The sequence below is a fragment of the Kribbella jiaozuonensis genome, from assembly GCF_005233875.1.
GTDB lineage: Bacteria > Actinomycetota > Actinomycetes > Propionibacteriales > Kribbellaceae > Kribbella > Kribbella jiaozuonensis.
The window spans coordinates 171,822-194,004 of sequence record NZ_SZPZ01000006.1; the positions used below are offsets into that span (position 1 = coordinate 171,822).

General features: G+C 67.7%; 20 protein-coding genes. 13 read left to right on the forward strand and 7 right to left on the reverse strand.

The annotated features are described in order from the left end of the window. Positions 1-34: 34 nt before the first annotated feature. The 3 genes from FDA38_RS36165 to FDA38_RS36175 are packed head-to-tail and all read right to left on the reverse strand — an operon-like array spanning position 35 to position 5,599. Positions 35-1,759: a serine hydrolase domain-containing protein gene (locus FDA38_RS36165; RefSeq protein WP_137258684.1), complete on the reverse strand. Its 1,725-nt coding sequence runs from the start codon at positions 1,757-1,759 to the stop codon at positions 35-37. Continuing rightward, complete coding sequence (locus FDA38_RS36170) at positions 1,756-3,039, reverse strand: exo-beta-N-acetylmuramidase NamZ family protein (RefSeq protein WP_233715135.1); 1,284 nt, start codon at positions 3,037-3,039, stop codon at positions 1,756-1,758. Before FDA38_RS36170 ends, FDA38_RS36165 begins: the two co-directional genes overlap by 4 nt. A gap of 10 nt (positions 3,040-3,049) precedes the next feature. After that, on the reverse strand, positions 3,050-5,599 hold the full coding sequence (locus FDA38_RS36175) for a glycoside hydrolase family 3 N-terminal domain-containing protein (protein ID WP_137258686.1): 2,550 nt from the start codon (positions 5,597-5,599) through the stop codon (positions 3,050-3,052). A gap of 377 nt (positions 5,600-5,976) precedes the next feature. Between FDA38_RS36175 and FDA38_RS36180 the strand changes: the two genes are divergently transcribed. Continuing rightward, on the forward strand, positions 5,977-7,374 hold the full coding sequence (locus tag FDA38_RS36180) for a class I adenylate-forming enzyme family protein (RefSeq protein ID WP_137258687.1): 1,398 nt from the start codon (positions 5,977-5,979) through the stop codon (positions 7,372-7,374). On the opposite strand, the gene FDA38_RS42485 is transcribed toward FDA38_RS36180, so the two are convergent. Further along, positions 7,305-7,889: a 4'-phosphopantetheinyl transferase family protein gene (locus FDA38_RS42485; RefSeq protein ID WP_170989990.1), complete on the reverse strand. Its 585-nt coding sequence runs from the start codon at positions 7,887-7,889 to the stop codon at positions 7,305-7,307. The genes FDA38_RS36180 and FDA38_RS42485 overlap by 70 nt on opposite strands. A gap of 18 nt (positions 7,890-7,907) precedes the next feature. Here FDA38_RS42485 and FDA38_RS36190 point away from each other — a divergent pair, with 18 nt between their 5' ends. From FDA38_RS36190 to FDA38_RS36245, 12 genes are read left to right on the forward strand one after another with little or no spacing between them, the layout of a single operon-like run. Continuing rightward, entirely contained in the window at positions 7,908-8,162 is a 255-nt protein-coding gene (locus FDA38_RS36190; RefSeq protein WP_137259095.1) for an acyl carrier protein, read from the forward strand. Continuing rightward, positions 8,162-8,392: an acyl carrier protein gene (locus tag FDA38_RS36195; protein WP_137258688.1), complete on the forward strand. Its 231-nt coding sequence runs from the start codon at positions 8,162-8,164 to the stop codon at positions 8,390-8,392. Before FDA38_RS36190 ends, FDA38_RS36195 begins: the two co-directional genes overlap by 1 nt. Continuing rightward, positions 8,385-9,383, forward strand: a complete 999-nt coding sequence (locus FDA38_RS36200) for a beta-ketoacyl synthase N-terminal-like domain-containing protein (protein WP_137258689.1) — start codon at positions 8,385-8,387, stop codon at positions 9,381-9,383. Before FDA38_RS36195 ends, FDA38_RS36200 begins: the two co-directional genes overlap by 8 nt. Further along, positions 9,380-9,808, forward strand: coding sequence for a hypothetical protein (locus FDA38_RS36205; protein ID WP_137258690.1), 429 nt, complete (start codon positions 9,380-9,382; stop codon positions 9,806-9,808). Before FDA38_RS36200 ends, FDA38_RS36205 begins: the two co-directional genes overlap by 4 nt. Next, positions 9,805-11,382: a class I adenylate-forming enzyme family protein gene (locus FDA38_RS36210; protein ID WP_137258691.1), complete on the forward strand. Its 1,578-nt coding sequence runs from the start codon at positions 9,805-9,807 to the stop codon at positions 11,380-11,382. Before FDA38_RS36205 ends, FDA38_RS36210 begins: the two co-directional genes overlap by 4 nt. Continuing rightward, entirely contained in the window at positions 11,379-12,644 is a 1,266-nt protein-coding gene (locus FDA38_RS36215) for a beta-ketoacyl-[acyl-carrier-protein] synthase family protein (protein WP_137258692.1), read from the forward strand. Before FDA38_RS36210 ends, FDA38_RS36215 begins: the two co-directional genes overlap by 4 nt. Then, positions 12,644-13,711: a 4-hydroxyphenylpyruvate dioxygenase gene (hppD, locus tag FDA38_RS36220; RefSeq protein WP_137258693.1), complete on the forward strand. Its 1,068-nt coding sequence runs from the start codon at positions 12,644-12,646 to the stop codon at positions 13,709-13,711. Before FDA38_RS36215 ends, hppD begins: the two co-directional genes overlap by 1 nt. Further along, positions 13,708-14,613 carry a phytanoyl-CoA dioxygenase family protein gene (locus FDA38_RS36225; RefSeq protein WP_137258694.1) on the forward strand — a complete coding sequence of 302 codons (906 nt, stop codon included), beginning with the start codon at positions 13,708-13,710 and terminating at the stop codon, positions 14,611-14,613. Before hppD ends, FDA38_RS36225 begins: the two co-directional genes overlap by 4 nt. Before the next feature lie 11 nt (positions 14,614-14,624). Further along, the gene (locus tag FDA38_RS36230; RefSeq protein ID WP_137258695.1) at positions 14,625-15,410 is read left to right on the forward strand and encodes a DUF3050 domain-containing protein; all 786 of its coding nucleotides are present in this window, start codon (positions 14,625-14,627) and stop codon (positions 15,408-15,410) included. A 4-nt stretch (positions 15,411-15,414) separates the two neighbouring features. Continuing rightward, a complete protein-coding gene (locus tag FDA38_RS36235) occupies positions 15,415-16,356 on the forward strand; it encodes a thiamine pyrophosphate-dependent dehydrogenase E1 component subunit alpha (protein ID WP_137258696.1) in 942 nt (313 codons plus the stop codon). Continuing rightward, positions 16,356-17,330, forward strand: a complete 975-nt coding sequence (locus tag FDA38_RS36240) for an alpha-ketoacid dehydrogenase subunit beta (RefSeq protein WP_137258697.1) — start codon at positions 16,356-16,358, stop codon at positions 17,328-17,330. The genes FDA38_RS36235 and FDA38_RS36240 overlap by 1 nt, the downstream gene beginning before the upstream one ends. Continuing rightward, positions 17,327-18,655 (forward strand): hypothetical protein, encoded by a 1,329-nt coding sequence (locus FDA38_RS36245; RefSeq protein WP_137258698.1) that lies wholly within the window; start codon positions 17,327-17,329, stop codon positions 18,653-18,655. The genes FDA38_RS36240 and FDA38_RS36245 overlap by 4 nt, the downstream gene beginning before the upstream one ends. Here the strand turns inward: FDA38_RS36245 and FDA38_RS36250 are convergent. Genes FDA38_RS36250 through FDA38_RS36260 form a run of 3 tightly spaced genes read right to left on the reverse strand, consistent with a single transcriptional unit; the run spans position 18,606 to position 21,990 of the window. Then, the gene (locus FDA38_RS36250; RefSeq protein ID WP_137258699.1) at positions 18,606-19,310 is read right to left on the reverse strand and encodes an SGNH/GDSL hydrolase family protein; all 705 of its coding nucleotides are present in this window, start codon (positions 19,308-19,310) and stop codon (positions 18,606-18,608) included. The two genes, FDA38_RS36245 and FDA38_RS36250, sit on opposite strands and share 50 nt — an antisense overlap. After that, positions 19,307-20,524: an MFS transporter gene (locus tag FDA38_RS36255; protein WP_137258700.1), complete on the reverse strand. Its 1,218-nt coding sequence runs from the start codon at positions 20,522-20,524 to the stop codon at positions 19,307-19,309. Before FDA38_RS36255 ends, FDA38_RS36250 begins: the two co-directional genes overlap by 4 nt. Further along, positions 20,521-21,990 carry a class I adenylate-forming enzyme family protein gene (locus tag FDA38_RS36260; RefSeq protein ID WP_233715137.1) on the reverse strand — a complete coding sequence of 490 codons (1,470 nt, stop codon included), beginning with the start codon at positions 21,988-21,990 and terminating at the stop codon, positions 20,521-20,523. The genes FDA38_RS36255 and FDA38_RS36260 overlap by 4 nt, the downstream gene beginning before the upstream one ends. Positions 21,991-22,183: the final 193 nt, after the last annotated feature.

Below are 22,183 nucleotides of genomic sequence, written 5' to 3' on the forward strand. Positions count from 1 at the left end.
CAGCCACGGTACGGCGACTATGCACGAAGTGGGGTCACCGACGCGAAAGTCTCCAACCTGTTGCGGTAAATGATTCAGGCGTTCGTTCACCGTCGAGAAGAACACCAGTCCCGCTCGTGATCTTCACACCATCCACGTAGATACCGCGGCCTTGGTACAGCGGGTCGCTCGTGTACCGCCAGCGGATCGTCTGGTCGCCGGCGCCGAGTTCGGCGGTCACCTGATGCCAGTGCCGGTCGCCGGAACCGCTGATCGAGCCGTCGTGGTCGACCACGGACCCTCGATCGCGCACTGTGAAAGGCACCTTGTTCCAAGTGGTTCCGTCGGTCGAAGACTCCAGATACAGCAGATCCGTGTCCTCCGTGTCGACGAAGAGATCGAAAGCGAGCTTGGCTCCGCCTGCCGGTACGGCGACCTTCGTCGAGAGCGTGGTGGTCGCGCCGTCCGTCGTACCGGAGAACCAGGCGTCCTTGCCGTGCCGCGGGCCGACGCCGAGCGCCAGCGCGAGCCCCTGGGTGACAGCCCGGCGGGCCGGGTTGTTGCTGCCCCAGTCGCGGCTCGGGTGGACCCGGTTGGTCAGCAGGATCGCGAACGAGCGTGAGTCGAAGTCGATCACCAGCGACGTACCGGTGTAGCCGGTGTGGCCGGCCGCGCGCGGTCCGGACAGTCCGCCCATGTACCAACGCTGGTTGAGCTCGAAGCCGAGGCCGTGGTCGTTCCCCGGGAAGCCCTGGTTGAAGTTCGTGATCATCGCGGTGACCGAGGATTCCTTGAGGATCCGCGCGCCGCGGTAGCTGCCGCCGTTCAGGAACGTCTGTGCCAGTACGGCGAGGTCGTCCGCAGTACTGAAAACGCCCGCGTGCCCGGCGACGCCGCCCAGGGACCAGGCGTTCTCGTCGTGCACCTCGCCCCACACCATCCCGCGCGGCGGGGAGGTCTGGAATTCCGTGGCTGCGATCCGGGGTTTCTTCTTCGGGTCCGGGTTGTAGCCGGTGTCGCGCATCTGCAGCGGTTTGGTGATGCCGTCTGCGACCAGCTTGTCGAGGGTCTTGCCCGTGACCCGGTGTGCGACCTCGCCGAGCGAGATCAGGTTCAGGTCGCTGTAGAGATAGGTGCTGCCCGGCGGGTTGATCAGCTTCGCGGTCAGCGCCATGTGCAGGCGCGAGGCCGGGTCGGGCTGTGCGCTCCACAACGGCAGCCAGGACGGCAGCCCGGTGGTGTGCGTGAGCGCCTGCCGGATCGTGATCGCCGCTTTGCCGTTCTCCGCGAATTCCGGGACGTACGACGCGATCGGCGCGTCCAGGTCGATCTTGCCCTTCTCGACCAGCTGCATCACGACGATCGACGTGAACAGCTTGGAGACCGACGCCATGTCGAAGATCGTGTCGGTCCGCATCGGGATCTGCTGGTCCGGCGGCAGCTCGGTGCCGGCGCCGTCGGCGTACTTCAGCGCCAGGCCGGTGGCCGTCCGGGTGACGATCTTCCCGTCGTGGCCGAGCAGCGTGACCGCGCCGGCGTACAACGGTTTCGTCGTCCCGCTCGGCTGGGTCCAGCCGGCCACCTGGGCCAGCGCCGCGTCGATCGGCGCGGGATCGAGGCCGGCCTTGGCCGGGGTCTCGTCGCGCAGCAGCGTCGACTTCGGCGCGTACCCGTCGTAGGGGTGGTCGAACCGGCCAGAATTGTTGCCGCCAGCAACCGCAGGCGTTCCCATCGTCACCATCACCGCCGAAGCAATCGTGAGCGCCGCCAGCCGTCTCATCGGTGCGCGCCCTTGTACAGAAGGTATTTCGCCCGCCGCGCCGTCCAGGCGTCGGTCTCGGACTTCCAGGCTGCCACGATCTCCTCGGCGGTCGCATCCGCCAAAAGCATGGTCCGGAACCGATCGGACCCGGTCAGGAGATCGATCCACCGGCCGGGTGGGGTCTCCTCCCGCCAGGTGAATTCCGGGTAGAGCTTACGGGCCTCGACGATCATGTGCGTCGCCGCGGTGATCGCCTCGACGCGGTTCGGGTCGGTGATCTGGACCTGGACGCCGCCGCACAGCACGTTCGCGTTCTTGCTGATCGTCGGCGTGAAATACGCCTCGCGGAACGCGACGCCCGGGATGTGCTTGGTCTGCAGCGCCTCCGCCCACCGGTAGTCGACGTACGGCGCGCCGATCAGCTCGAACGGCCGTGTCGTACCGCGGCCCTCGGACATGTTCGTCGCCTCGAACATGCACAGGCCCGGGTACACCAGCGCGGTGTCCGGCGTCGGCATGTTCGGGCTCGGCATCACCCAGGTCAGCCCGGTGTCGTCGTACAACTGGTCGCGTTTCCAGTTCGCGACCTCGATGACCTGGAGCTCCTTCAGCCGGCCGCCGTTCGGCTCGAGCGGGAGGTACTCCGCGTTGAACATGCGGGCCAACTCGCCGACGGTCATACCGTGCTGCTGGACGATCTCCTTCTTGCCGACACCGGACGTGTACCCGGGCTTCAGCATCGGACCGCGCGCGTAGCCGCCGACCGGGTTCGGACGATCGAGTACGACGAACTTCGCGCCGGTGCGGACCGCGGCGAGCATCGCCTCGAACATGGTCCAGATGTAGGTGTAGAAGCGCGCGCCGACGTCCTGGATGTCGAAGACGACGGTCTCGACGCCGGCCTTGGTGTAGAGCCCGGCCAGCTTGTCCGCGGCCGCGCCGTACGCGTCGTAGACCATGATCCCGGTACGCGGGTCGACGTGGTCGCCCTCCGAACCGCCGGCCTGCGCGCTGCCGCGGAAGCCGTGCTCGGGGCCGAACACCGCGACGACGTTCACCTTCCCGGACGCGTGCATCGTGTCGACAATGTGCTGGAAGTCCGGCAGGATCCCGGTCGGGTTGCTGATCACGCCGACCTTCTGCCCGGCCAGCGCGCGCCAGCCGTCGTCGGCCAGCACCTCGGCACCGGTCATCACCTTGCGTTTCGGCGCGGCCTGTGCAGCCTGGGCGGCCGGTACGTCGATCAGCGGTGCGGCGGCCAGCGCACCGGCGCCGGCGAGCAAACTACGTCGCTTCATGGACATCTCCTCAGGGACGGAACGAGAGGTCGGCAATCATCGGACGGTGGTCACTGGCGGCCTGCGCAGTGGGCACTTCAGGAGGCACTTCGGCACGCAACACATTCAGGCTAGTACCGACTGTGACGAAGTCGATCCGCTTGTTGGGGGCCACCGCCGGGTAGGTGTACGGCCCGCCGACCGTCGAACCGGCGGCGGTCCAGGAGTCGGTCAAGCGCGTCCACAACCCGGCCAGCTCAGGTGCATCGGCCTCAGCATTGAAGTCGCCCACGAGGACCTGCAGATCCTTCTTGCGGTCCTGGGTAAGGATCTTCAGCGTGTCCGCCACCTGGAGTTGGCGGACGGCCGGATCGGCCCGGTAGTCCAGGTGCGTGCAGTAGACGTGGAGGCGACGGCCGCGGATCTCGAGTTCTGCTTCGAGGAACCCGGGGGCCGGAGCGGGGACAGGGTTGGGGTCCTGGGTCGACAGCCGCGTGATCGGATGGTTCTCGGTGCGGATCAGCGGGAAGCGGGAGAGCAATCCGACGCCGTACTGACGCCTCGGCTGGCCGGCTGCCGGCGGGTCGAAGTCGTAGATCGGTGCGAACGCCGAGTGCATACCGAGCTTGGTCGCCAGCTCGGAGAGCGTGTCCAGCCACTGGCTGCGAGCGTCCCAGTGGACGTCGACCTCCTGCAGTCCGATGACATCCGCGTCGAGTGCCTTCAGGGCCTGGGCGGTGCGGTCGAGGTCGAAGACGTTGTCCTCACCGGCCCCGGCATGAATGTTGTACGAGGCAACGGTCAGCCGGGTCTGCTTCGGGTCGAAGGTGAGCCCGTGGCCGAACGGGTGCATGGCCACGGTCGGGTCGGCCTTGGTCGGGATCTCGACCGGGAGCTTGCCGGTCGGCGCGATCTCGCCGTACAGGACCTTGGCCAGCGCTTCCATCGACGGTGCCGTGCTGCCGTAGGTGACCAGCGTCGTCGGCGCGGGGTCGAAGTACGCGACGTCGTACGGGTCGCGGACCGGGACGACGATCACCGGGCGGCCTGTGGCGAGCAGTGCGTTGACGAGCTTCTGCTGCTTGGCCTGCTTGTCGGTGACCTCGGTGTCCCACGCCTTGTTGGTCAGCACCACCGTGAGATCGGCCACCGCTGCGACCGCGTCGGCGATCTTGGCGTCCGTCGGCGTCGTGCCGGTGTCCTTCACGATCGTGGTCGCGCCGCGGGACTGCAGCGCGGTTGCCAGGTTCGCGGGGCTGTAGCCGGCGACGAGGATCGTCCGCGGCGCGGGGGAGAGCGGCAAGAGGTTGGCGTCATCGCGGAGGAGCGTCGTACTGCGGTCCGCGATGCGCTGGGCCTCCGCGTAGTTGGCCGGCGTACCGACGATCTTCGCGACGCGCGCGAGGTCGACGTACGGGTGGTCGACCAGACCGGTCTCGTGCTTCAGCGTGAGGATGCGCGCGACGCTCTCGTCGATCCGGGCCTCGCTGATCCGGCCGCCGCGGACCGCGTCGAGCACCGAGTTGTACGCGAGTCCGGGATCGACCGGCATCAGCAGCTGGTCGACGCCGGCCTCGATCGCCCGGAGCGGGATCTCGGCATCGCCGTACTTGTCCCGGACGCCCTGCATCCCGAGTGAGTCGGTGATCACGACGCCGTCGAACCGGAGCTGCTCGCGCAGGATCCCGGTCAGGATCGGCCGGCTCAGCGTCGCCGGATCGCCGGACGGGTCGAGCGCCGGTACGACGATGTGCGCGGTCATGATCGACTGGATGCCGGCCCGGATCGCGGCCTGGAACGGCGGCAGGTCGATCCGGGTCCACTCGTCGCGGGTGTGACCGATCACCGGGATGCCGGTGTGGCTGTCGGTCGCGGTGTCGCCGTGGCCGGGGAAGTGCTTCGCGGTCGAGACCACCCGGCCGTCGCGCTGGTAGCCCTTCACCTGCGCAGCGACGAGCTCGGCGACCAGCGCCGGGTCGGAGGAGACCGAGCGGACCCCGATCACCGGGTTCAGCGGGTTCACGTTGACGTCGGCGTCCGGGGCGAAGTCGGTGGTGATGCCGAGCGCCTTCAGCTCGCGCCCCGCGATCGCACCGGCAGAGCGCGCGTACGCCGCTGAGCGGGTCGCGCCGAGCGCCATCCCGCCGGGGAACTGGGTCGCGGGCGGCCCGACCCGCACGACCGAGCCGTGCTCCTGGTCGGTGCCGATCTGCAGCGGGATGCCCGTGTTGGTGAGCGACGCCTGCTGCAGGCCGTTCGACAGGCGGGCGATCTGCTGCGGGTCCTTCGTCGAGTCGGTCCAGGTGAAGTAGATGACGCCGCCGAGGTTGTACTTCGCGACCACCTCGGCCGGCGTGGCCACGCCGTACAGGCTGGTGTTGCGGGCATCGGCGGTGTCGGCGGCCGGGCCGTAGGCGTAGCAGACGAACAGCTGGCCGACCTTCTGCTCGAGCGTCATCCGGCGCATCGTGTCGCGGACCCAGCGGTCCGGGGTGGCATCGGCGCTCGTCGTGGCAGCGACCGTCGTCCCGGCGACGGTCGCCGCCGCGAGTCCGAGGGTCTGACGGCGGGTCAGTTCCATGGGGGTCACCAAGTCTGTGCGGGCGGGCGCGGGCGATCGCCAAGGTAATTGAATTACAGATACTCCCCCGCGACGCGAAAGTTACCCACGCGCGCACGGTGGGTCAAGTGTCGGTGACGCGCAGGTGCCTGGGGATCCGGCCCGCGCGGCGCGGGAGAACCCTGCGTCGAGTCGAGGTGGGCGACTGGATTTCTAACCGGTCCCGCCATTTACGGCGGTTTCCATTTCGCGAATCTGAATGACTCGATCGAGGGCTTTTAGGAGCCGCTCTTTCATGGCGCTTTTGTGTGATCGTGTCGTATCGTCGCGTCATCGCCAGGCCTTGGTGGGGGCGCTGGTCTTCGAATCCTTTGTGTGTAAAGAACTTTGGAGCTCGGATGACCGATGGTGCTGTCGTGGTGCCTGGAACCACGCAGGGGGCAGAGTGGGTCGACGATATCCTGCTGGCCGGGCCGGATGACGAGGTTTGTTTCCGGCTGGCCGATCCTATTGATCGTTTGAATTTACGCCGTTTGGTTCTCGAACGGCAAACGGAATTGGCACAGTCCGGTTTCCGGCCGGGTGGTGCGGTGGCGTTGCGGTTGCCGCCGTCGATGGCGTTCGTGACACATTTGCTGGCCATCTGGCGCGGCGGCGGGCAGGCGATCCTGCTCGACCACCGGCTGACCGACTACGAGGTTCGCCGCGCGATCGAACGTTTGGTACCCCAGGTCGTCGTGTCGCCGGAGCGGCCGGTGCAGTCCGGTCTGCGGACGTTCGTCGACGTGGACACGGACGTGGCGAGCTACTCCGGTCATCCGGCCGGCACCGCGCACGCCGTCGTACAGCTGAGCTCTGGCTCGACCGGCCCGTCGAAGGTGATCGGCCGTACTGCGGACGACCTGGTCGCGGAGGTACTGCGGTACACGCAGATCGACGGCGTACCGCAGCGTGGCGAGCGGCTGATCCTGCTGCCGTCGATGGTCCACGTCCTCGGTCTGGTGGGCGGGCTGCTCTACGGGCTGCATGCAGGCGTCGAGCTGCAACCGCCGGCGCGGCTCACTGGTGATGCGATCGTGCAGGCGATCGGCGCGGCGACGACACCGGCGACAGTGCTCGGGGTGCCGTTCCACATCGGGTTGCTCGCGTCGGTCCAGGATCCGCCGTGGTTGCCGCAGTTCAAGCGGATGACCACGGGTGGGGAGCTGGTGCAGGCGGCGGTGTCGCGGGCGTTCGAGGAGAAGTACGGCGTACCGCTCGGGAACATGTACGGGATGACCGAGGTCGGGGTGATCGGCACCGACCTGTACGGCCAGCACCGTCCGGCGATCCGGCCCGCGCCGGGGATCTCGGTCCGCGCCGTCGACGGCGAACTCCAGGTGGCGCGCGCGGAGTCGCCGTACCTCGGGCTGTCCGACCCGACCCGCTGGGCCGACGGCTGGCTGCATACGCGGGACGCCGGGGTCGTGGATCCGGAGACGGGGCTGGTGAGCATCAAGGGCCGGCTGGATTCGCAGGTGTCGGTCGGCGGGTTGAAGGTCGACCTGACGGAGGTCGAGGCAGCGCTCGCGTCGTTGCGCGGGGTCGAGGCGGCGGTGGTCGCGTTCGACGGCGCGATCACGGCATATGTGCAGCTGAACCAGCCGCGGTCGTTGGTGGATCTCGAGGCGGAGTTGGCCCAGCAGCTGGCGACGTACAAGCGTCCGCGCACCGTGCACCTGCTCAATCAGTTGCCTCGGACAACGACCGGCAAGCTCGTCCGCGACCTGTCCACGCTGCGCAAAGCGGTCTCCTGATGTACGACGATCTCCGTCAACCCGACCGGCGCCGCGAGCGCGAGCACCGCGCCCGGCCACGGCACGTACGTCACCAGCAGCTCCGGCTCCGACTCGATGATGCCACCGCCCAGCGGCATCACCCGCCGCAACCCGGACCCTCGCAACCCACGCCCGAGCGCCTTCCCTACTGCTTCCTTGGCTGTCCACAACCGCAGGAACCCGTCGGACTGAGTCGACATCCAGGCCAACTCCGCCGGTGCGAACCAACGGTCGGCCAGCTCCTGCACCTGGCGGGGCTGGACCTCCTCGAGGTCGACACCGATCGGACCGTCCGTCGAGGCCGCGACCACCACGAGGTGGTGGCTGTGGCTGAGGCTCACCGCCAGCCCCGGGACCTCGGGACGACCCGCCGGATCGTGGCCGAGCTGCGGGTCCGGGATAAGCGTGCCGGCCAGGTCGAGCAGCAGTCCGTGAGCCGCCGCGCGCGGCTCCGCGCCGGCCGGCGCCAACCAGACATGTACACAACCGCCCACCGAAAGAAGGGTATCCCGATGAAGGACGAGGTTCGCGCATTCGTCATCGCGCAGCTGCAGGACATGAACTACGACACCGAGGGGATCGACGACGACACCACGCTCGGCCCGGCCGGGGTGGACCTGGAATCGCTGGCGCTGGCGGACCTGTCGGTGCGGGTCGAGGACCGGTTCGGGGTCAGGTTCTCCGATGACGAGTCCGAGCAGTTGGCGTTGATGACGGTCGGTGAGTTCACCACCGAGGTGGCCGGCCGGGTAGCTCAGCAGGTCTGATGACCTCGACCCCACCCCCGCCCGGGCGGGCCGAGATCCTCGACTGGCTGGCCGGCGTCGGCCCGCGCCCGCCGGACGCCGAACGCCTCGACTCGATGGAGCTGGCCTGGCTGGTCCATCAGGTCGAGCAGCGGTACGGCGTCGCGCTCGACGACGACCAGCTCGAACGCATGAGCACCATCGACGACGCGGTCGCCGTACTCCGCGAAGTGCTGACCAGCCATGTCTGAACCGCGTCCGGTCGCCGTGACCGGCATGTCGATCATGACTGCCTTGGGTCGTGGTCCTGCAGCGCAGTTGTCGGGTACGCCGGCCTTCGCCGAGGTCACGCGGTTCGACACGAGCAACCGCCGTACGCACCATGCCGCGATCGCCGCGGATGCCGGCATGCTCGACGAAGAACTCGACCAAGCGATCGCCGACGTATGCCTGCAGGCCGGTGTCGACCGCAGCACGACACCGCTCCTGCTCGCCCTGCACACGCCACCGATCCACGACTTCGGCCAACTACGGACCTACACCTCAGCCTGCGTCTCCGCCACCACAGCCCTGGCCGACGCCGCCACCCTTATCCGCCTGGGCCGCGTCGACCGGGTTGTAGTAGCAGCCGCCTACCTGGTCGAGCCCTATCAATTCGCCCTCTTCGACGCAGGCCGAGCGTTGTCGACCGACGGCGCTCTCCGACCGTTCTCGTTGCACCGCACCGGCACGTTGCTGGGCGACGGCGTGGCCGCGGTTGTCCTGCAGGCCGGCGAAGGCTTGGCCGAGCTGGTCAGCTGCGCCCGCTCCGGCGACGCCTACCACCCCGTCCAACCAGCCCCCGACGGCCGAGGCCTGGCCACCGCCATCAACTCAGCCCTCCGCAAAGCCGACCTCCCACCCGAAGCCATCACCTACATCAACGCCAACGCCACCGGCACCACCTACGCCGACGCATCCGAAGCCGCCGCGCTGAGACAGCTCGCCGGGCCGGCTGTGTCTTCCACCAAGGGATTGCATGGGCATGCGTTGGAGGCGTCCGGGTTGGTGGAGTTTGTGGTGACGGTGGCTGTGCTTCGGCAGGGGAAGTTGCCGGTTAATGCCGGGTTCCTGGAGGCGGATCCTGCGTGTGCGGTTGATCTGATTCTGGATGCGCCGCGGCTGGTGACCTCGCCGTACGCGATGTCGCTCAACTCGGCGTTCGGCGGAGCCAATACGGCATTGGTGGTGCGGGCCGGATGAAGACGTTGGCCGAGGGGCGTTGGGACGGCGGGGAGCCGCCGGGAGTGCCGGGGTTCGTGGGGTCGGCGTTCAACCCGATGGTGGTTGCGGCGGCCGAGCGGTGTCTGAATCAGGTGGAGACCGAAGCGCTGACGGGGATCGTGCTCGTGGGCGACGGTGATCGCGTCAGCGCCGAACATGTCGAACAAGCAGTTGCTGAGGGCAAGCGCATTGGCCCGCTGTACTTCTTCCAGTCGGTGCCGAACAGCATCGCCGGCTGGATCGCGGCGAAGTGGGAGCTACGCGGCCCGGTGGTGTGTGTGACCGAGGGCGGGCTCGAGGAGGCCGCCTTGCTGCTCGACGACGGTGATGCCGAGCGCGTGTTGATCGTGGAGGTGGACGCCGATCACGCGTTCGCCCGGATGGTGAGTGGAGACCCGGTATGAAGAGCCTGAGAGCCAAGTTGGCCGCGGACCCGGCCATCGGCACCGGCAACGTCCTCGCAACAGTGCTCAAGTACGGCGCCGACCCGAACGGCCCCGGCCTGACCTTCGACACCCCCGTCGACCACTTCCCGGCCGAACATCCACTGACCCTCGGCGAACTCGACGAACGCGTTCAAGCCCGTACGGCGTGGCTGCACGAACACGGCATCACCCGCCGCGACGTGATCGCGATCTGGGCCACCGAAGCGCAAGACATCGTCCTGAGCTTCTTGGCCCTCACTCGCATCGGCGCCATCCCCGCCCTCCTCAACGGCAAGATGGCCCCGCCGATCGCCGACGAGTACATCCGCCGCCTACGCGTCACAGCCGTCCTCGCCGACGCCAACCACCGCCCGCTGCTCGAGACCGACATACTGGCTGAGCCGCGAGACCTCGGCCAAGGCGATCCGGCCAAAGCACCGCAGCATTACCAGCACCACGCCGACGACCCGGTCGTGATCACGCACACCAGCGGCACTACCGGCGTACCGAAGGCTGTCCTGCACACGCACACCACCTTGTACGCGGCCCTCAAGCACCTCCTGACCATGCCGCAGGCGCAAGGCACCGACAGGATTCTGAACGCGCTGCCGATCCCGCACACCGCGACGATCCTGATGGTCAACCAAGTGCTGGGCAACCGCGCCGAGATGCTGCTGCTCTCCAGCCAGGACGCGCCGTACGTCCTGGAGAACATCGAGCGCTGGAAACCCCACGCTGTCTACGGATTCGCGGTCACCTGGGCCGGACTCGCTCGCGAAGACCTCAGCAACCACGACCTCGACTCGGTCCGGATGTGGTTCAACACCGGGGACTGCGCGCACGAACCGCACATCCGCAAACTCGTTGCCGTCGGCACCCGGGAGACGGTCACCCGGGAGGGCCGGCAGACCGTCCGCGGCAGTCACTTCATCGACGGCCTCGGCTCCAGCGAGATGGGCCACAACGGCTTCCACATCACGCACACGATCGACAGCGACCACTATGGCCGCTGCATCGGCAAGCCGTACGAGTTCGCCCGCGCGACCGTACTCAGCTCGACCGGCGAGGAACTGCCGCCGGGCAAGGTCGGTCTGCTCGGCTTCCGCTCGCCGACCGTGTCGCCGGGCTACTGGAACGACTCGAACACCACATACCGCTTCCGGCTGAACGGCTGGTTCCTCACCGGCGACCTGGTGTACCGCGACGACACCGGCCACTACTTCCACCTCGATCGCGTACCGGATGCGGTCGCCGGCTTCGAGGGCCCGCAGCTCTTCACGTCGATGTCCGAGGAACGCATCCTCGCGGCCCTCCCCGAGGTCGACGACTGCACGGTGATCATCACCCCGGACAACGGCCGGTACGTCGCCGACGTACTCCTTGAACTCTCCGCGGACGCCCTCGACCGCGATCGCACCGCCGACGTGAAGGCAGCCGTCGGGGACGAGGTGGCCGCGATTCTTCGCAACGTCACTGCGGTCGGCACAGGCGAGGTGCCGGTGACGGTGACCGGCAAGGTCCGCAAGGTCGCTCTCCGGGAGGCTCGCTCATGAACGCCACGATCACGGGGATCGGCCTGATGACACCGGTCGGCCGAAGCGCCCCCGAGGCGTACGACGCCTTGCTACACGGGCGATCCGGCATCGTGAAACCACCTGCGGACCATCCGATCGCCAACTCGATCGAGCTGGCGGGGATCCTGCCGGACTTCGACGCCGGCGATCTCATCAAGGGGCCGGACGGGAAGGTGATGGACCGCACCGTCATCCTCGCCCAACTCGTCGCTGCGGACGCGCTGGCCGATGCCGGTCTGATCGTCGGCGACAACGTCGACCCCGATCGCATCGGCGTGATCCTCGGCGGGGTCGGCGGTATGGCGACCCTCGAACAGCAGGTCCTCTCTCGCGCCGAACGCGGCCGGGCCGCAGTCAGCCCGTACCTCCTCACGGGCATCCTCCCGAACATGCCGGCCGCCCGGGTTGCCATCCGCTACGGAATCCGTGGGTATACGTCGTCGGTTGGTACGGCGTGTGCGTCCGGGGCGCAGGCGATCGCGGACGCGGTCCGGCTGATCCGGTCCGGTGAAGCGGACGTGGTGGTGTGCGGGGCTAGCGAGGCGCCGTTGTTCCCGACCTTTGCGGAGACCTTCGCCAATGCGCGGGCGCTGGCTCGTGGGTGGGAGGACCCAGCTGAGGCGAGTCGACCGTTCGACATGCGGCGGAACGGGTTTGTGCTGAGTGAGGGTGCCGCGCTCCTGGTGTTGGAGAGGACGGAGCATGCCGCAGCCCGGGGCGCCCGGGGATATGCGGACGTTGCGGGATACGGAGTGAACTCGGATGCGCATCATCCGACTGCTCCTCGCCCCGACGGCCTCGGCGCCGCGGCGTGCATGCGGCTGGCGATGACAAGCGGGCGCGTCAGGCCGGAGCAGGTTGGCTACGTCAATGCACACGGGACGAGCACGAAGCTCGGGGACGTGGCGGAGTCGGTTGCTATTGGCAAAGCTTTTGGTGGGTACCAGCCGGCGGTCAGTTCGACCAAGGCGTTGACCGGGCACATGCTCGGCACCTCCGGGGTGGTCGAGGCGATCGCTGCGGTCGGCGCGATCACGACCGGGCTGCTGCCCCCGACGTACCACTTGGAGGACCCGGATCCGGCCTGCCCGCTGGACCACGTCCGGAAGGAACCCCGCCAGGTCCGGCTCGAGTACGCGTTGTCGAACTCGTTCGGCTTCGGCGGTCAGAACGTCAGCCTGCTCCTCGGCGCCGCCAGTACGCCGGACAGGCGCGATATCAACAGTGAGGGGAAGGCGTAATGGAGATCTACGGGATCGACCACGTCGAGCTGTACGTGGGCGACGCTCGGCAGGCGGCGTTCTACCTCGGGCACGCGTTCGGGCTGCAGATACACGGCCAAGGCGGTCCCGAGACCGGTCTGCCCGGACAACGCTCGTTGCTGCTGCGCGAGGACGCGGTACAGATCGTGCTGACGTCCGGGCTCGTCGCCGACCATCCGGCTGCGTCGTACGTCCAGCGGCACGGAGACGGAGTCGCCGTGGTCGGCCTCGAGGTCGACAACGCGGCCGGCGCCTACACCGAATTGCTTGCCCGGGGCGCCGAATCCGTCGCCGCGCCGGTGATCTACACGGATCAAGAGACCACTGTGGTCATCGCCGAGGTCGGTGGGTTCGGCGATGTCATCCACCGACTGGTCGAACGACGCGGACCGCGGCACGAGTTCCTGCCGGGCGCGATCCAGATCACCGAACCGGCCGGCGGGCCGGACGAGAAGCTGTTCAGCGAGATCGACCACCTGGCGATCTGCGTTCCGTCGGGTCAGCTGAAGCCGACGGTGGAGTTCTACGAGAAGGTCTTCGGGTTCCTGCCGATCTTCGAGGAGTTCATCGAGGTCGCGGGGCAGGGGATGGAGTCGACCGTTGTCCAGAGCCCGTCGAAGCACGTCACGTTCACGCTGATCGAGCCGGACCCGAACCGTCGGCCCGGCCAGATCAACGACTTCCTCAGCTGGCATGCGGGCGCCGGCGTACAGCACATCGCCCTGCGTACCAGCAACATCGTCGAGGCGGTCAGCACGTTGGCCGGTCGAGGCGTCAACTTCCTCGCCTCGCCGTCGACGTATTACAAGGCGTTGCCGGAACGGGTCGGCGAGGTCGAGACGCCGATCGAGGACCTGGAGAAGCTCGGCATTCTGGTCGACCGGGACCACTGGGGCCAGCTCCTGCAGATCTTCACCGAGTCGATGCACGTCCGCCGCACGCTGTTCCTGGAGATCATCGAGCGCCGCGGCGCGATGACGTTCGGCAGCGGCAACATCAAGGCCCTGTACGAGGCGAAGGAACGCGAGCTCGAGGGGATCTCATGACCTTGGAGTTCAAGCTGTCCGAAGAGGAGATCGAGCTCCTCCCCACCGACGAAGACGTTGCCTTCTACAACGAGCACGGTTGGTACCTGTCCAAGAAGTTGCTGACCGACGACGAGACCGACGAGCTGGTGAACGCCAGCGAGCGGTACTACGCCGGCGAGCGCGACCGCGCCCTCCCGCTGGCCCCGCCGAAGCTGGCGTACTGGGACCCGTCGAAGGGCGACGTCCAGCGGCACAACGACTACGTGCACTACGAGCACGACGGTCTGGCCAAGATCCTCCGCAAACCGCTGATCGGCGCGGTCGCGGCCCGGCTCGCGCAGACCGACGAGATCCGGATCTTCCAGTCGACGCTGATCTACAAGCCGCCGATCTCGGGTGAGCCGTCGAACATCGTGCCCTGGCATTTCGACAAGCACTACTGGTCGTCCTCGTCGTCGGACCGGATGCTCACCGCGTTCATCCCGTTCCACGACTGCCCGCCGGAGATGGGCACGATCACGATGGTCGACGGCAGCCACCGCTGGCAGGAGATCGGCTCCGACGACACCGTCGTACGCCACTTCGCCGAGCGGGACCGGTCGCAGCTCGACCAGATGCTGGCCGAGAACGCGGCGTACAACGGCGCCGAGGTGACCAGGGTGCCGATCACGATCCCGCGCGGTCACATGAACTTCCACCACTGCCGCACGTACCACGGCAGCGGCGCCAACGTCAGCGACCGCCCGCGCCGGGCGATCTCCCTGCACCTGCAGGACGGCGCCAACAGGTACCGCGAGTTCCCGCTCAGCGACGGAACTCTTGCCGCCTACAACCACGACGTCCTGGTACGCCGGACACCCAACGGCCACCCGGACTACGCGGACCCCGACTACTGCCCAACGCTCTGGGCCGACCGCTAGGAGATCAGGACATGTCCCGTTACGACTGGGGTCAGACCCACCCAGGCATCGAGCAGTTGGAGAAGGCCGTCAGCGAGGCCCGCGACAAGGTCGTCCAGCACCCGCTGTACGCCAACCTCGACACGCACGAGGCACTCGTCACCTTCATGGAGCACCATGTCTTCGCCGTCTGGGACTTCATGTCGCTGCTCAAGTCACTGCAGCGCGAACTCACCTGCGTCACCGTGCCGTGGATCCCGACCTCGCACAGCAGCAGCCGGCGGCTGATCAACGACATCGTGATGGTCGAGGAGAGTGACGAACTCGGCGACGGGTTCATCAGCCACTTCGAGCTGTACGTGAACGGCATGGTCGAGGCCGGCGCGGACACCTCGGCGATCAACCACTTGATCGACCTGCTGCGCGGCGGCGGTTCGGTGGTCGACTCGCTGAAGGCTGCCGACGTACCGCAGGCGTCGATCGACTTCGCCGGGACGACGTGGGACATCATTGAGAACGCGCCGATCCATTGCCAGGCGGCGGCGTTCGCGTTCGGGCGGGAGGACCTGATCCCGGACATGTTCCAGCAGGTCGTCGCGGTGAACGAGCGGTCGAACCGCCTCAACACCTTCGTCGACTATCTGGAGCGGCACATCGAGGTGGACGGCGAGCAGCACACCCCGATGGCGATGCAGATGGTCACCGACCTGTGCGGTGACGACCAGGCCAAGTGGGACGCCTGCGCGGACACCATCAACAACGCCCTTGCCGCCCGCGCCCGCCTGTGGGACGCGATCCTCGCGGCTGTGAAGGCCTGACCACATGAGCACCGTCGATCTCTACCGGACCGTGCGGCTGATCCGCAGGTTCGAGGAACGGGCGATCGAGTTCGTGCGGTCCGGGGAGATCGTCGGTGGCATCCATCCGTACGTCGGCCAGGAGGCGATCGCCGCGGCCGTCTGCGCGGCGTTGACCCCGGCCGACGTGATCACCAGCACGCACCGCGGACACGGCCACGTGCTGGCTCGCGGTGTCGACCCCGGCCGGTTGCTGGCCGAGCTGATGGGGCGGGAGACCGGGCTGAACAAAGGTCGTGGCGGCTCGATGCACGCGGCGGACTTCAGCCTCGGCATCCTTGGCGCGAACGCGATCGTCGGGGCGGCCGGGTCCATCGCGACCGGTGCTGCCTGGGCGCACCGGCGGCAAGGGCGGGACACGGTCGCGGTCACATTCTTCGGCGACGGCGCGATGAACGAAGGGATGTTGCTGGAGGCCTTCAATCTGGCTGCGCTCTGGCGGATTCCGGTGATCTTCGTGTGCGAGAACAACGGCTACGCGACCACGATGCCGGTCGAGTCGGCGGTGGCGGGCAGCATCACGGGTCGCGCGCGGGCGTTCGGCATGCCGGCGTTCACCATCGACGGACAGGACCCGGAGACGGTGCTCAAGGCAACTACTGCGGCCGTCGCGCGGGCTCGGTCCGGCAAGGGGCCGATGTTCCTGGAGTGCCTCACCTATCGCTTCGACGCACACCACACCTTCGAGCATCGCGCCCGGCTCGACTACCGCTCGGCCGATCAGCTCGCGTCCGGCCGGTCGCGGGATCCGGTCGAGATCCAGGGCGCCCGGCTGTCCGAAGGCGAGCGGGCCGAGGTCGACGCGCAGATCGAAGCGCTGCTCGACGCGGCGACCGAGTTCGCGCTGGGCAGTCCGCATCCGGATCCGGCCGACGCGCTCAAGTACCTGTACGCGGTGATGCCCTGATGCCGAAGCTCTCCTACCTGAAAGCGATGAACCGAGCCCTCGCCGACTCCCTCGACACCGATCCGTCGGTGTTCCTGCTCGGCGAGGACATCCGGGTCGCCGCGTCGAACCTGACCGCGGGACTGTTGTCCCGCTTCGGCCCGGACCGCGTGCTCGACACCCCGCTGTCGGAGCAAGCGTTCACGAACTTCGCGACTGGTGCCGCGCTGGCCGGGATGCGCCCGGTGATCGAGTTCCAGATCCCGTCGCTGTTGTTCCTGGTCTTCGAGCAGATCGCGAACCAGGCGCACAAGTTCTCCCTGATGACCGGCGGCCAGTGCAAAGTCCCCGTGACGTACGTCGTCACCGGGTCAGGCTCCCGGACCGGCTGGGCCGGCCAGCACTCGGATCACCCCTACACACTCCTCGCCCACGTCGGCGTGAAGACCGTCGTCCCAGCGACGCCGACCGACGCCTACGGTCTGCTCGTATCGGCGATCCGAGACGACGACCCGGTCGTGTTCTTCGCTCCATCTGCCGCCCTGGGCGTCCGTGACGACGTCGACTTCACCACGCTGGCACCGATCCCACTCGGTAGTGGGCGAGTGGCGCGGTCCGGAACCGATGTCACGGTGGTCGCCCTCGGCCACCTGGTTCACGATGCGCTGGCGGTCGCGGACGAACTCTCCGGAGTGGGCATCTCCGTCGAGATCTTCGACCCGAGGACCGTCTACCCGCTCGACGTCGACGGCTTGGCCGCGTCGGTCGCGAAGACCCGCCGCCTGGTGGTGATCGACGACTCGAACCGCACCAGCGGATTCGCCGCCGAGATCCTTGCGGTCGCCGCCGAACGCTTAACCCTGGACGCCGCGCCCCGCCGGGTGACCCGCCCGAGCGGCGCCGTCCTGCCGTTCGCACTCGCCCTCGACCGGGCGATCCAGCCCGGGCGGGACCAACTTGTTGCCGCGATCAACGCCGTACTGGAGGACAAATGACTGATGTGTGGCAACAGTTGCCTGAAGCAACCCGTACGGCGCTGGTACGGCGGGGGACAGCCGCGTGGCGCGAGGTGTACGAAGGGGTGGCGACGCACAACAAGGAGTGGCGTCCGCTGCGGCCGCCGATCATGTCTGCGGCGACCTACGACTCGATGACGGGGATATCGGCAACCATCGCTCGGCTGATTCTGGCAGCATGTCAGCGGCGTGCCGGCACTGCGGGAGAGCTGCGCCGGGCGCTCGGGATGCCGGTCGGGTACATCGATCTGCTCGACGAGGACCTGCCGTTGACCGAGGACCTGCTCGGTGGGGTTCGCGCGGACATCCTGCTCAGCGACGGCACGCCGTACGTCGTGGAGGCGAACATCGACAGCGCACTTGGCGGCGCACACGACTCGGACGGCGTCGCTCGTCGGTTCCTCGACGCCTACGCAGGCGACCCGGTGCTGGACGAGCTGGGGCTGGAGGCGCCGGCGTCGGCGGTCGATGCGCGGTACGAGGCCGTGCGGTCGGCGTTGCAGTTGACCGGTGACGACCGGTTGGCGATGGTCTTCACCACGGGTGGGACGTACCCGGGATCGCAGGACGGGCTCGCGATGATCAAGCTGCTCGAATCGTTCAGCGAGCGCGGCCGGGAGCTAGGCCTCGACATGCGGGTGTACCCGGTCGAGTGGCTGACGTTGGACGACGACGGCCGGCTCTGCGTCGACGACGGTCCGATCGACGCCGTACTGCGGATGTTCGTGCCGCAAGGTATGAAGCCGAGCGACGGCTTGGATGCGTTGGGGACTGCGGTCGCGAGCCGGTCGGTGCGGATGTTCACCGCGACCGCGAGCTGGTTGCTGGCGAGCAAGACGATCCTGGCCTGGCTGTGGAGCGACCTCTACGAGTTGGACCCGGCGGACGCGGAGGTCGTCCGCCAGCACGTGCCGCGGACAGAGATTCTGTCGGCGGTCCTGCGTGAGCGGGTCCTCGCCGAGCAGCGCGAGTGGGTGCTCAAGCCGAACGGTTCGTATGGCGGTGTCGGCGTGGTGGTCGGTCCCGAAGTCGATGCGGCAACCTGGGCGAACGCGGTCGAGGAAGCGCTGAGTGAGGGCGGCTACATCGTCCAGCGGCACATCGAGGTCGATCGACTCACCATGCAGTTCGTGCACCTCGAGTCCGAGGAGACCCAGGAGGCAGACGTGCCGTTCTGCGTCGCGCCGTACCTGTTCGCAGGCATACCGGCCGGCGCCTACCTCCGCTTCACGGTCCCGGGCGCCGGTCCGGTGGTCAACGTTGGCCAGGGTGCGCTGACGAGCGGTCTGCTGCTGATGCCTTGAGTCGGCGCCCGATCGCCCGGAGTGTCTCGGCGGTCGCCACGGCATCGCTTCGCGCGTTGCCGTGGCGACCGTCGCTGCTGTAGAGGCTCGGGTCGGTCGACAGCGGGTGGTCGGTGAGCTGGACGTGGATCGTGCCGAGCTGATCGGCCATCGCGGCGGTGCGATCGGAGAGAGTACGCATTCGTTGCCTGAGGCCCGGACGGAGCCAGTCGGCGACGGCCGGGCTGTACGAGATGTCGAACATGCCGAGCGTCATCACGTCCGCGCCGGCGCCCTGCAGCGTGGTGATCATCAGGGTCAGTTCGCGATCGACGCGGTCGGCGTCGTACGTCGCCGGGAACGCATCGTTGCCGCCGCCAACGACCAGTGCGAGATCGGCGCCAAAGGCAAGAGCCGGCTCGAGCTGAGTGGCGAGGATCTCGCGGGTACGCAGTCCGCTGACGCCGAGGTTGAGGTAGGCGAGATCGGGACGTACGGCGCGGAGCTCGGCGGCGATGCGGTCCGCCCACTGGAGTTCGCTGTAGCCGTCGACCGGCTCGCACAGTCCCTGCGCGACGCTGTCGCCCAGGACGACGAACCTCCGCCACGGATGGTCTGCGAGGAGCTCGAGGCTCTCGCCGGGGCGGAGGCAGTAGGGGTCAGTGGCTTCGTTCATGTTGCCTCCACTGTGCTTGGTGCGTCGAGAACCTTCCCAGGGCCACGACGGACCAAGGGGAACACACTGACGACCAGGCAGGCAATGCCGGACCAGATCAAGGCCTGGGTCAGTCCGAGTGCGCTGACCAACTCACCCGCGAGCAGCGCACCCAGGGGAAGACCGGCGAAGGACGTCGCTGCCACCAAACCGATGACGCGGGCCTGCAGCTGCTTCGGGACGTGTTCATAGAGGGCGGCGCCGAAGACCGGGTTGATCGCGGCGATCCCGATGCCCGAGAGGAAGGTGACCACCATGACGAGGGCCAGGTTGTCGCTCAGGCCGAGTACGAGCAGCCGGGGACTGCCGCCCACGAAGGCTCCGATGGCGAAGGTCAGATAGCGCGGCACCTTGGTGGCGAGTATGGCGAACGTGATGCTGCCGAGCAGTGCACCGGCGGAGAATGCGCCGAGCGTGAGACCGAGACCGGCGGGCGAGCCGAGTTCGTCGCGGACCCAGACCGGGATGAAGACCGCCGTACTCGCGCTGGCGAAGATGTTGATCGTGAACGTGGTGATCAGCATCGTCGCGAGCAGTTCGTCCCGGCGTACGAACGAGAACCCTTCGGCCAGCGAGCGGAAGTACTTGTCGCGGCGGGTGTCCGCGACGACCTCGGGCGGGCGGACGAAGGCGGCGACCAGGACACCGCAGATCACGAAGGTCACCGCGTCGATCCACAGCACGCTGGCGGCGTCGGTCCAGAAGATCAGCAGACCGCCGAGCGGTGCGCCGAGCAGGGTCGCGCCGCGGGCGAGGGCTTCGTGCAGAGACGTGATGCGGATCAGTTCGACGTTGGCTGCCTCGGCCATTGGACGTACCAACAGATCCTTGGCGCGGTCGGCGGCACCGCGGAGTGCACCGGCGACGGCGACGAGGACCAGCAGGGCGGCGAAGCCGAGGCCGGTGGTGGCCGCGATCGCCGCCACCGCGACGGCGCTCGAGAGGTTCGCGAGGATCGACGTACGACGAGGTCCGAGGGTGTCGATGATCGGGCCGGCCATGATGCTCGCGATGATGTACGGCACCAGCTCGACCGCGGCGACGAGACCCATCCGGGCGGCGCTTCCGGTGGTGACGAGCACCAGCCACGGGATCGCGACCATGGTGATCCGGCTGCCGACCGCGGACAGTACGTCCGCGACGAACAGGATGACGAGACCGCGTCTGGGTGTCATGGCTGCGGGTGCAGTTCGGCGTAGAGTTTGCGGAGGGCAACTTTGTCGACCTTCGCGATCTTGGTCAGCGGCAGCTCGTCGACGAAGTCGATCGTCTCCGGTGACCACATCTCGTTCAGCGTGTCGGTCACCAGCGCTTGTAACTCCTCAGCCGACACCTGCGAACGTGCGACCACGAACGCATGCACGGCCTCGCCTACGACCGCGTCGGGGACGCCGATCACCGCCGCGGTGCTGACCGACGGGTGAGTGCTCAACGCATCTTCGATCGGGCGGGAGAAGATCGCCCAGTTGCGGCGGGTGGTGACGATCATGTCGTGCACGCGATCGACCAGGAACAGATAGCCCTCCTCGTCGAGGTAGCCGACGTCTCGCGTGCGGAGCCAACCGTCGACGAGGGTCTCCGCGGTGAGCTCGGGCTGGTTCAGGTAACCGGCGAAGACCAGATTGCTCTGCACCCACACCTCACCGGTCTGCCCCGGTGGCAGCATCTTCCCGTCGTCGTCGCGGATCTCGATCCGGACATCGCCGTACGGCATCCCCGCCGACGCGAGGCGCATATCCTCGGTCAGCCCGGGTTGCGCCGTCACCACGACGCACTCGCTCAGCCCGTACACGATCCGCAGTACCGGACCGAAGCGTGCGATCCCCTGCCGCAACCTCGCCGGCGTCGCCGGACCGGCGCCGACGTTGAACATGAACAGGCTGCTGCAATCGACCTCTGCGCCACCCTGGTAATCAAGCAATTCATAGAGCATCGGCGGCGTCACGTACGTCGACGTGATCCGCTCGGTCGGCACGATCCGGTAGAACTCGTCCGGCGACCACGTGTCGGTGAGGAACAGCACGCCACCGGTGAACAGGTTGAAGAACGTGGTGATCTGCCCGCTCGCCAGCCACAGCGGTGACCCCGAGTAGTGCCGGAGCATAGGGAACCCCTGTGCGACAAAGGCCGCGGCCAGCTCGAGGATCTGTTCGTAGAACGCCTGCGTGTGATGCACGAGCTTCGGATCGCCGGTCGTCCCGCTGGTCTGCAACACCGAGTCCGGTGCGGGCGTCGCGCCGATCTCGTACGGCGTCGACGTGTCGAGCTCGGCGATCCGGTACGCCGGCATCGGCGCGAGCGAGTCCGCCAACGCCTGGCCGAGCTCGCTCGCATCGTCGTACACGAACAGGTCGGCGTCGGCCAGCGCCGCGAAGCGATCGATCTCGCGGCGGGAGGTGATCGGCGCGCTCCACAACACCCGGCAACCGTGCAGGTGCAGGGCTAGTTGGAGCGCCGGGGCGTCGAAGCAGTTCGCCGCCATCACCAGGACCTTGCCGCCCGGACGGACGCCGGCATCGCGAAAGGCGGCGGCAAAACGCAGTACGTCGGCGATCAATTCACCGTACGTCGCGGTTCGGTCACCGCGTGCTAACGCGGGGCGTTCAGAGAATTCCTGGAACAGCTGCAGGACCTGGCCCACGTAATTGGTACTGTTTCCGGGCAGGACGAATTCAGGCGGCATTTTCGTCTGGTTCCCCTCAGGCTCCGGCCACCCCCAGCCGTCCCTTCTGACTCTACTCGATCGGCGACCTGCGCGGTGTGAAGGAATACCCCTGCGATTCGGGGTCGGAACCGGTCCGCTAACCCCTGCGCGAAGACCGGAAGAAATGCAT

Bases quoted from the DNA above. Each gene is read 5' to 3' on its own strand.
- FDA38_RS36165 (WP_137258684.1), bottom strand. From the start codon at position 1,759: ATGAGACGGCTGGCGGCGCTCACGATTGCTTCGGCGGTGATGGTGACG.
- FDA38_RS36170 (WP_233715135.1), bottom strand. From the start codon at position 3,039: ATGAAGCGACGTAGTTTGCTCGCCGGCGCCGGTGCGCTGGCCGCCGCA.
- FDA38_RS36175 (WP_137258686.1), bottom strand. From the start codon at position 5,599: ATGGAACTGACCCGCCGTCAGACCCTCGGACTCGCGGCGGCGACCGTC.
- FDA38_RS36180 (WP_137258687.1), top strand. From the start codon at position 5,977: ATGACCGATGGTGCTGTCGTGGTGCCTGGAACCACGCAGGGGGCAGAG.
- FDA38_RS36190 (WP_137259095.1), top strand. From the start codon at position 7,908: ATGAAGGACGAGGTTCGCGCATTCGTCATCGCGCAGCTGCAGGACATG.
- FDA38_RS36195 (WP_137258688.1), top strand. From the start codon at position 8,162: ATGACCTCGACCCCACCCCCGCCCGGGCGGGCCGAGATCCTCGACTGG.
- FDA38_RS36200 (WP_137258689.1), top strand. From the start codon at position 8,385: ATGTCTGAACCGCGTCCGGTCGCCGTGACCGGCATGTCGATCATGACT.
- FDA38_RS36205 (WP_137258690.1), top strand. From the start codon at position 9,380: ATGAAGACGTTGGCCGAGGGGCGTTGGGACGGCGGGGAGCCGCCGGGA.
- FDA38_RS36210 (WP_137258691.1), top strand. From the start codon at position 9,805: ATGAAGAGCCTGAGAGCCAAGTTGGCCGCGGACCCGGCCATCGGCACC.
- FDA38_RS36215 (WP_137258692.1), top strand. From the start codon at position 11,379: ATGAACGCCACGATCACGGGGATCGGCCTGATGACACCGGTCGGCCGA.
- hppD (WP_137258693.1), top strand. From the start codon at position 12,644: ATGGAGATCTACGGGATCGACCACGTCGAGCTGTACGTGGGCGACGCT.
- FDA38_RS36225 (WP_137258694.1), top strand. From the start codon at position 13,708: ATGACCTTGGAGTTCAAGCTGTCCGAAGAGGAGATCGAGCTCCTCCCC.
- FDA38_RS36230 (WP_137258695.1), top strand. From the start codon at position 14,625: ATGTCCCGTTACGACTGGGGTCAGACCCACCCAGGCATCGAGCAGTTG.
- FDA38_RS36235 (WP_137258696.1), top strand. From the start codon at position 15,415: ATGAGCACCGTCGATCTCTACCGGACCGTGCGGCTGATCCGCAGGTTC.
- FDA38_RS36240 (WP_137258697.1), top strand. From the start codon at position 16,356: ATGCCGAAGCTCTCCTACCTGAAAGCGATGAACCGAGCCCTCGCCGAC.
- FDA38_RS36245 (WP_137258698.1), top strand. From the start codon at position 17,327: ATGACTGATGTGTGGCAACAGTTGCCTGAAGCAACCCGTACGGCGCTG.
- FDA38_RS36250 (WP_137258699.1), bottom strand. From the start codon at position 19,310: ATGAACGAAGCCACTGACCCCTACTGCCTCCGCCCCGGCGAGAGCCTC.
- FDA38_RS36255 (WP_137258700.1), bottom strand. From the start codon at position 20,524: ATGACACCCAGACGCGGTCTCGTCATCCTGTTCGTCGCGGACGTACTG.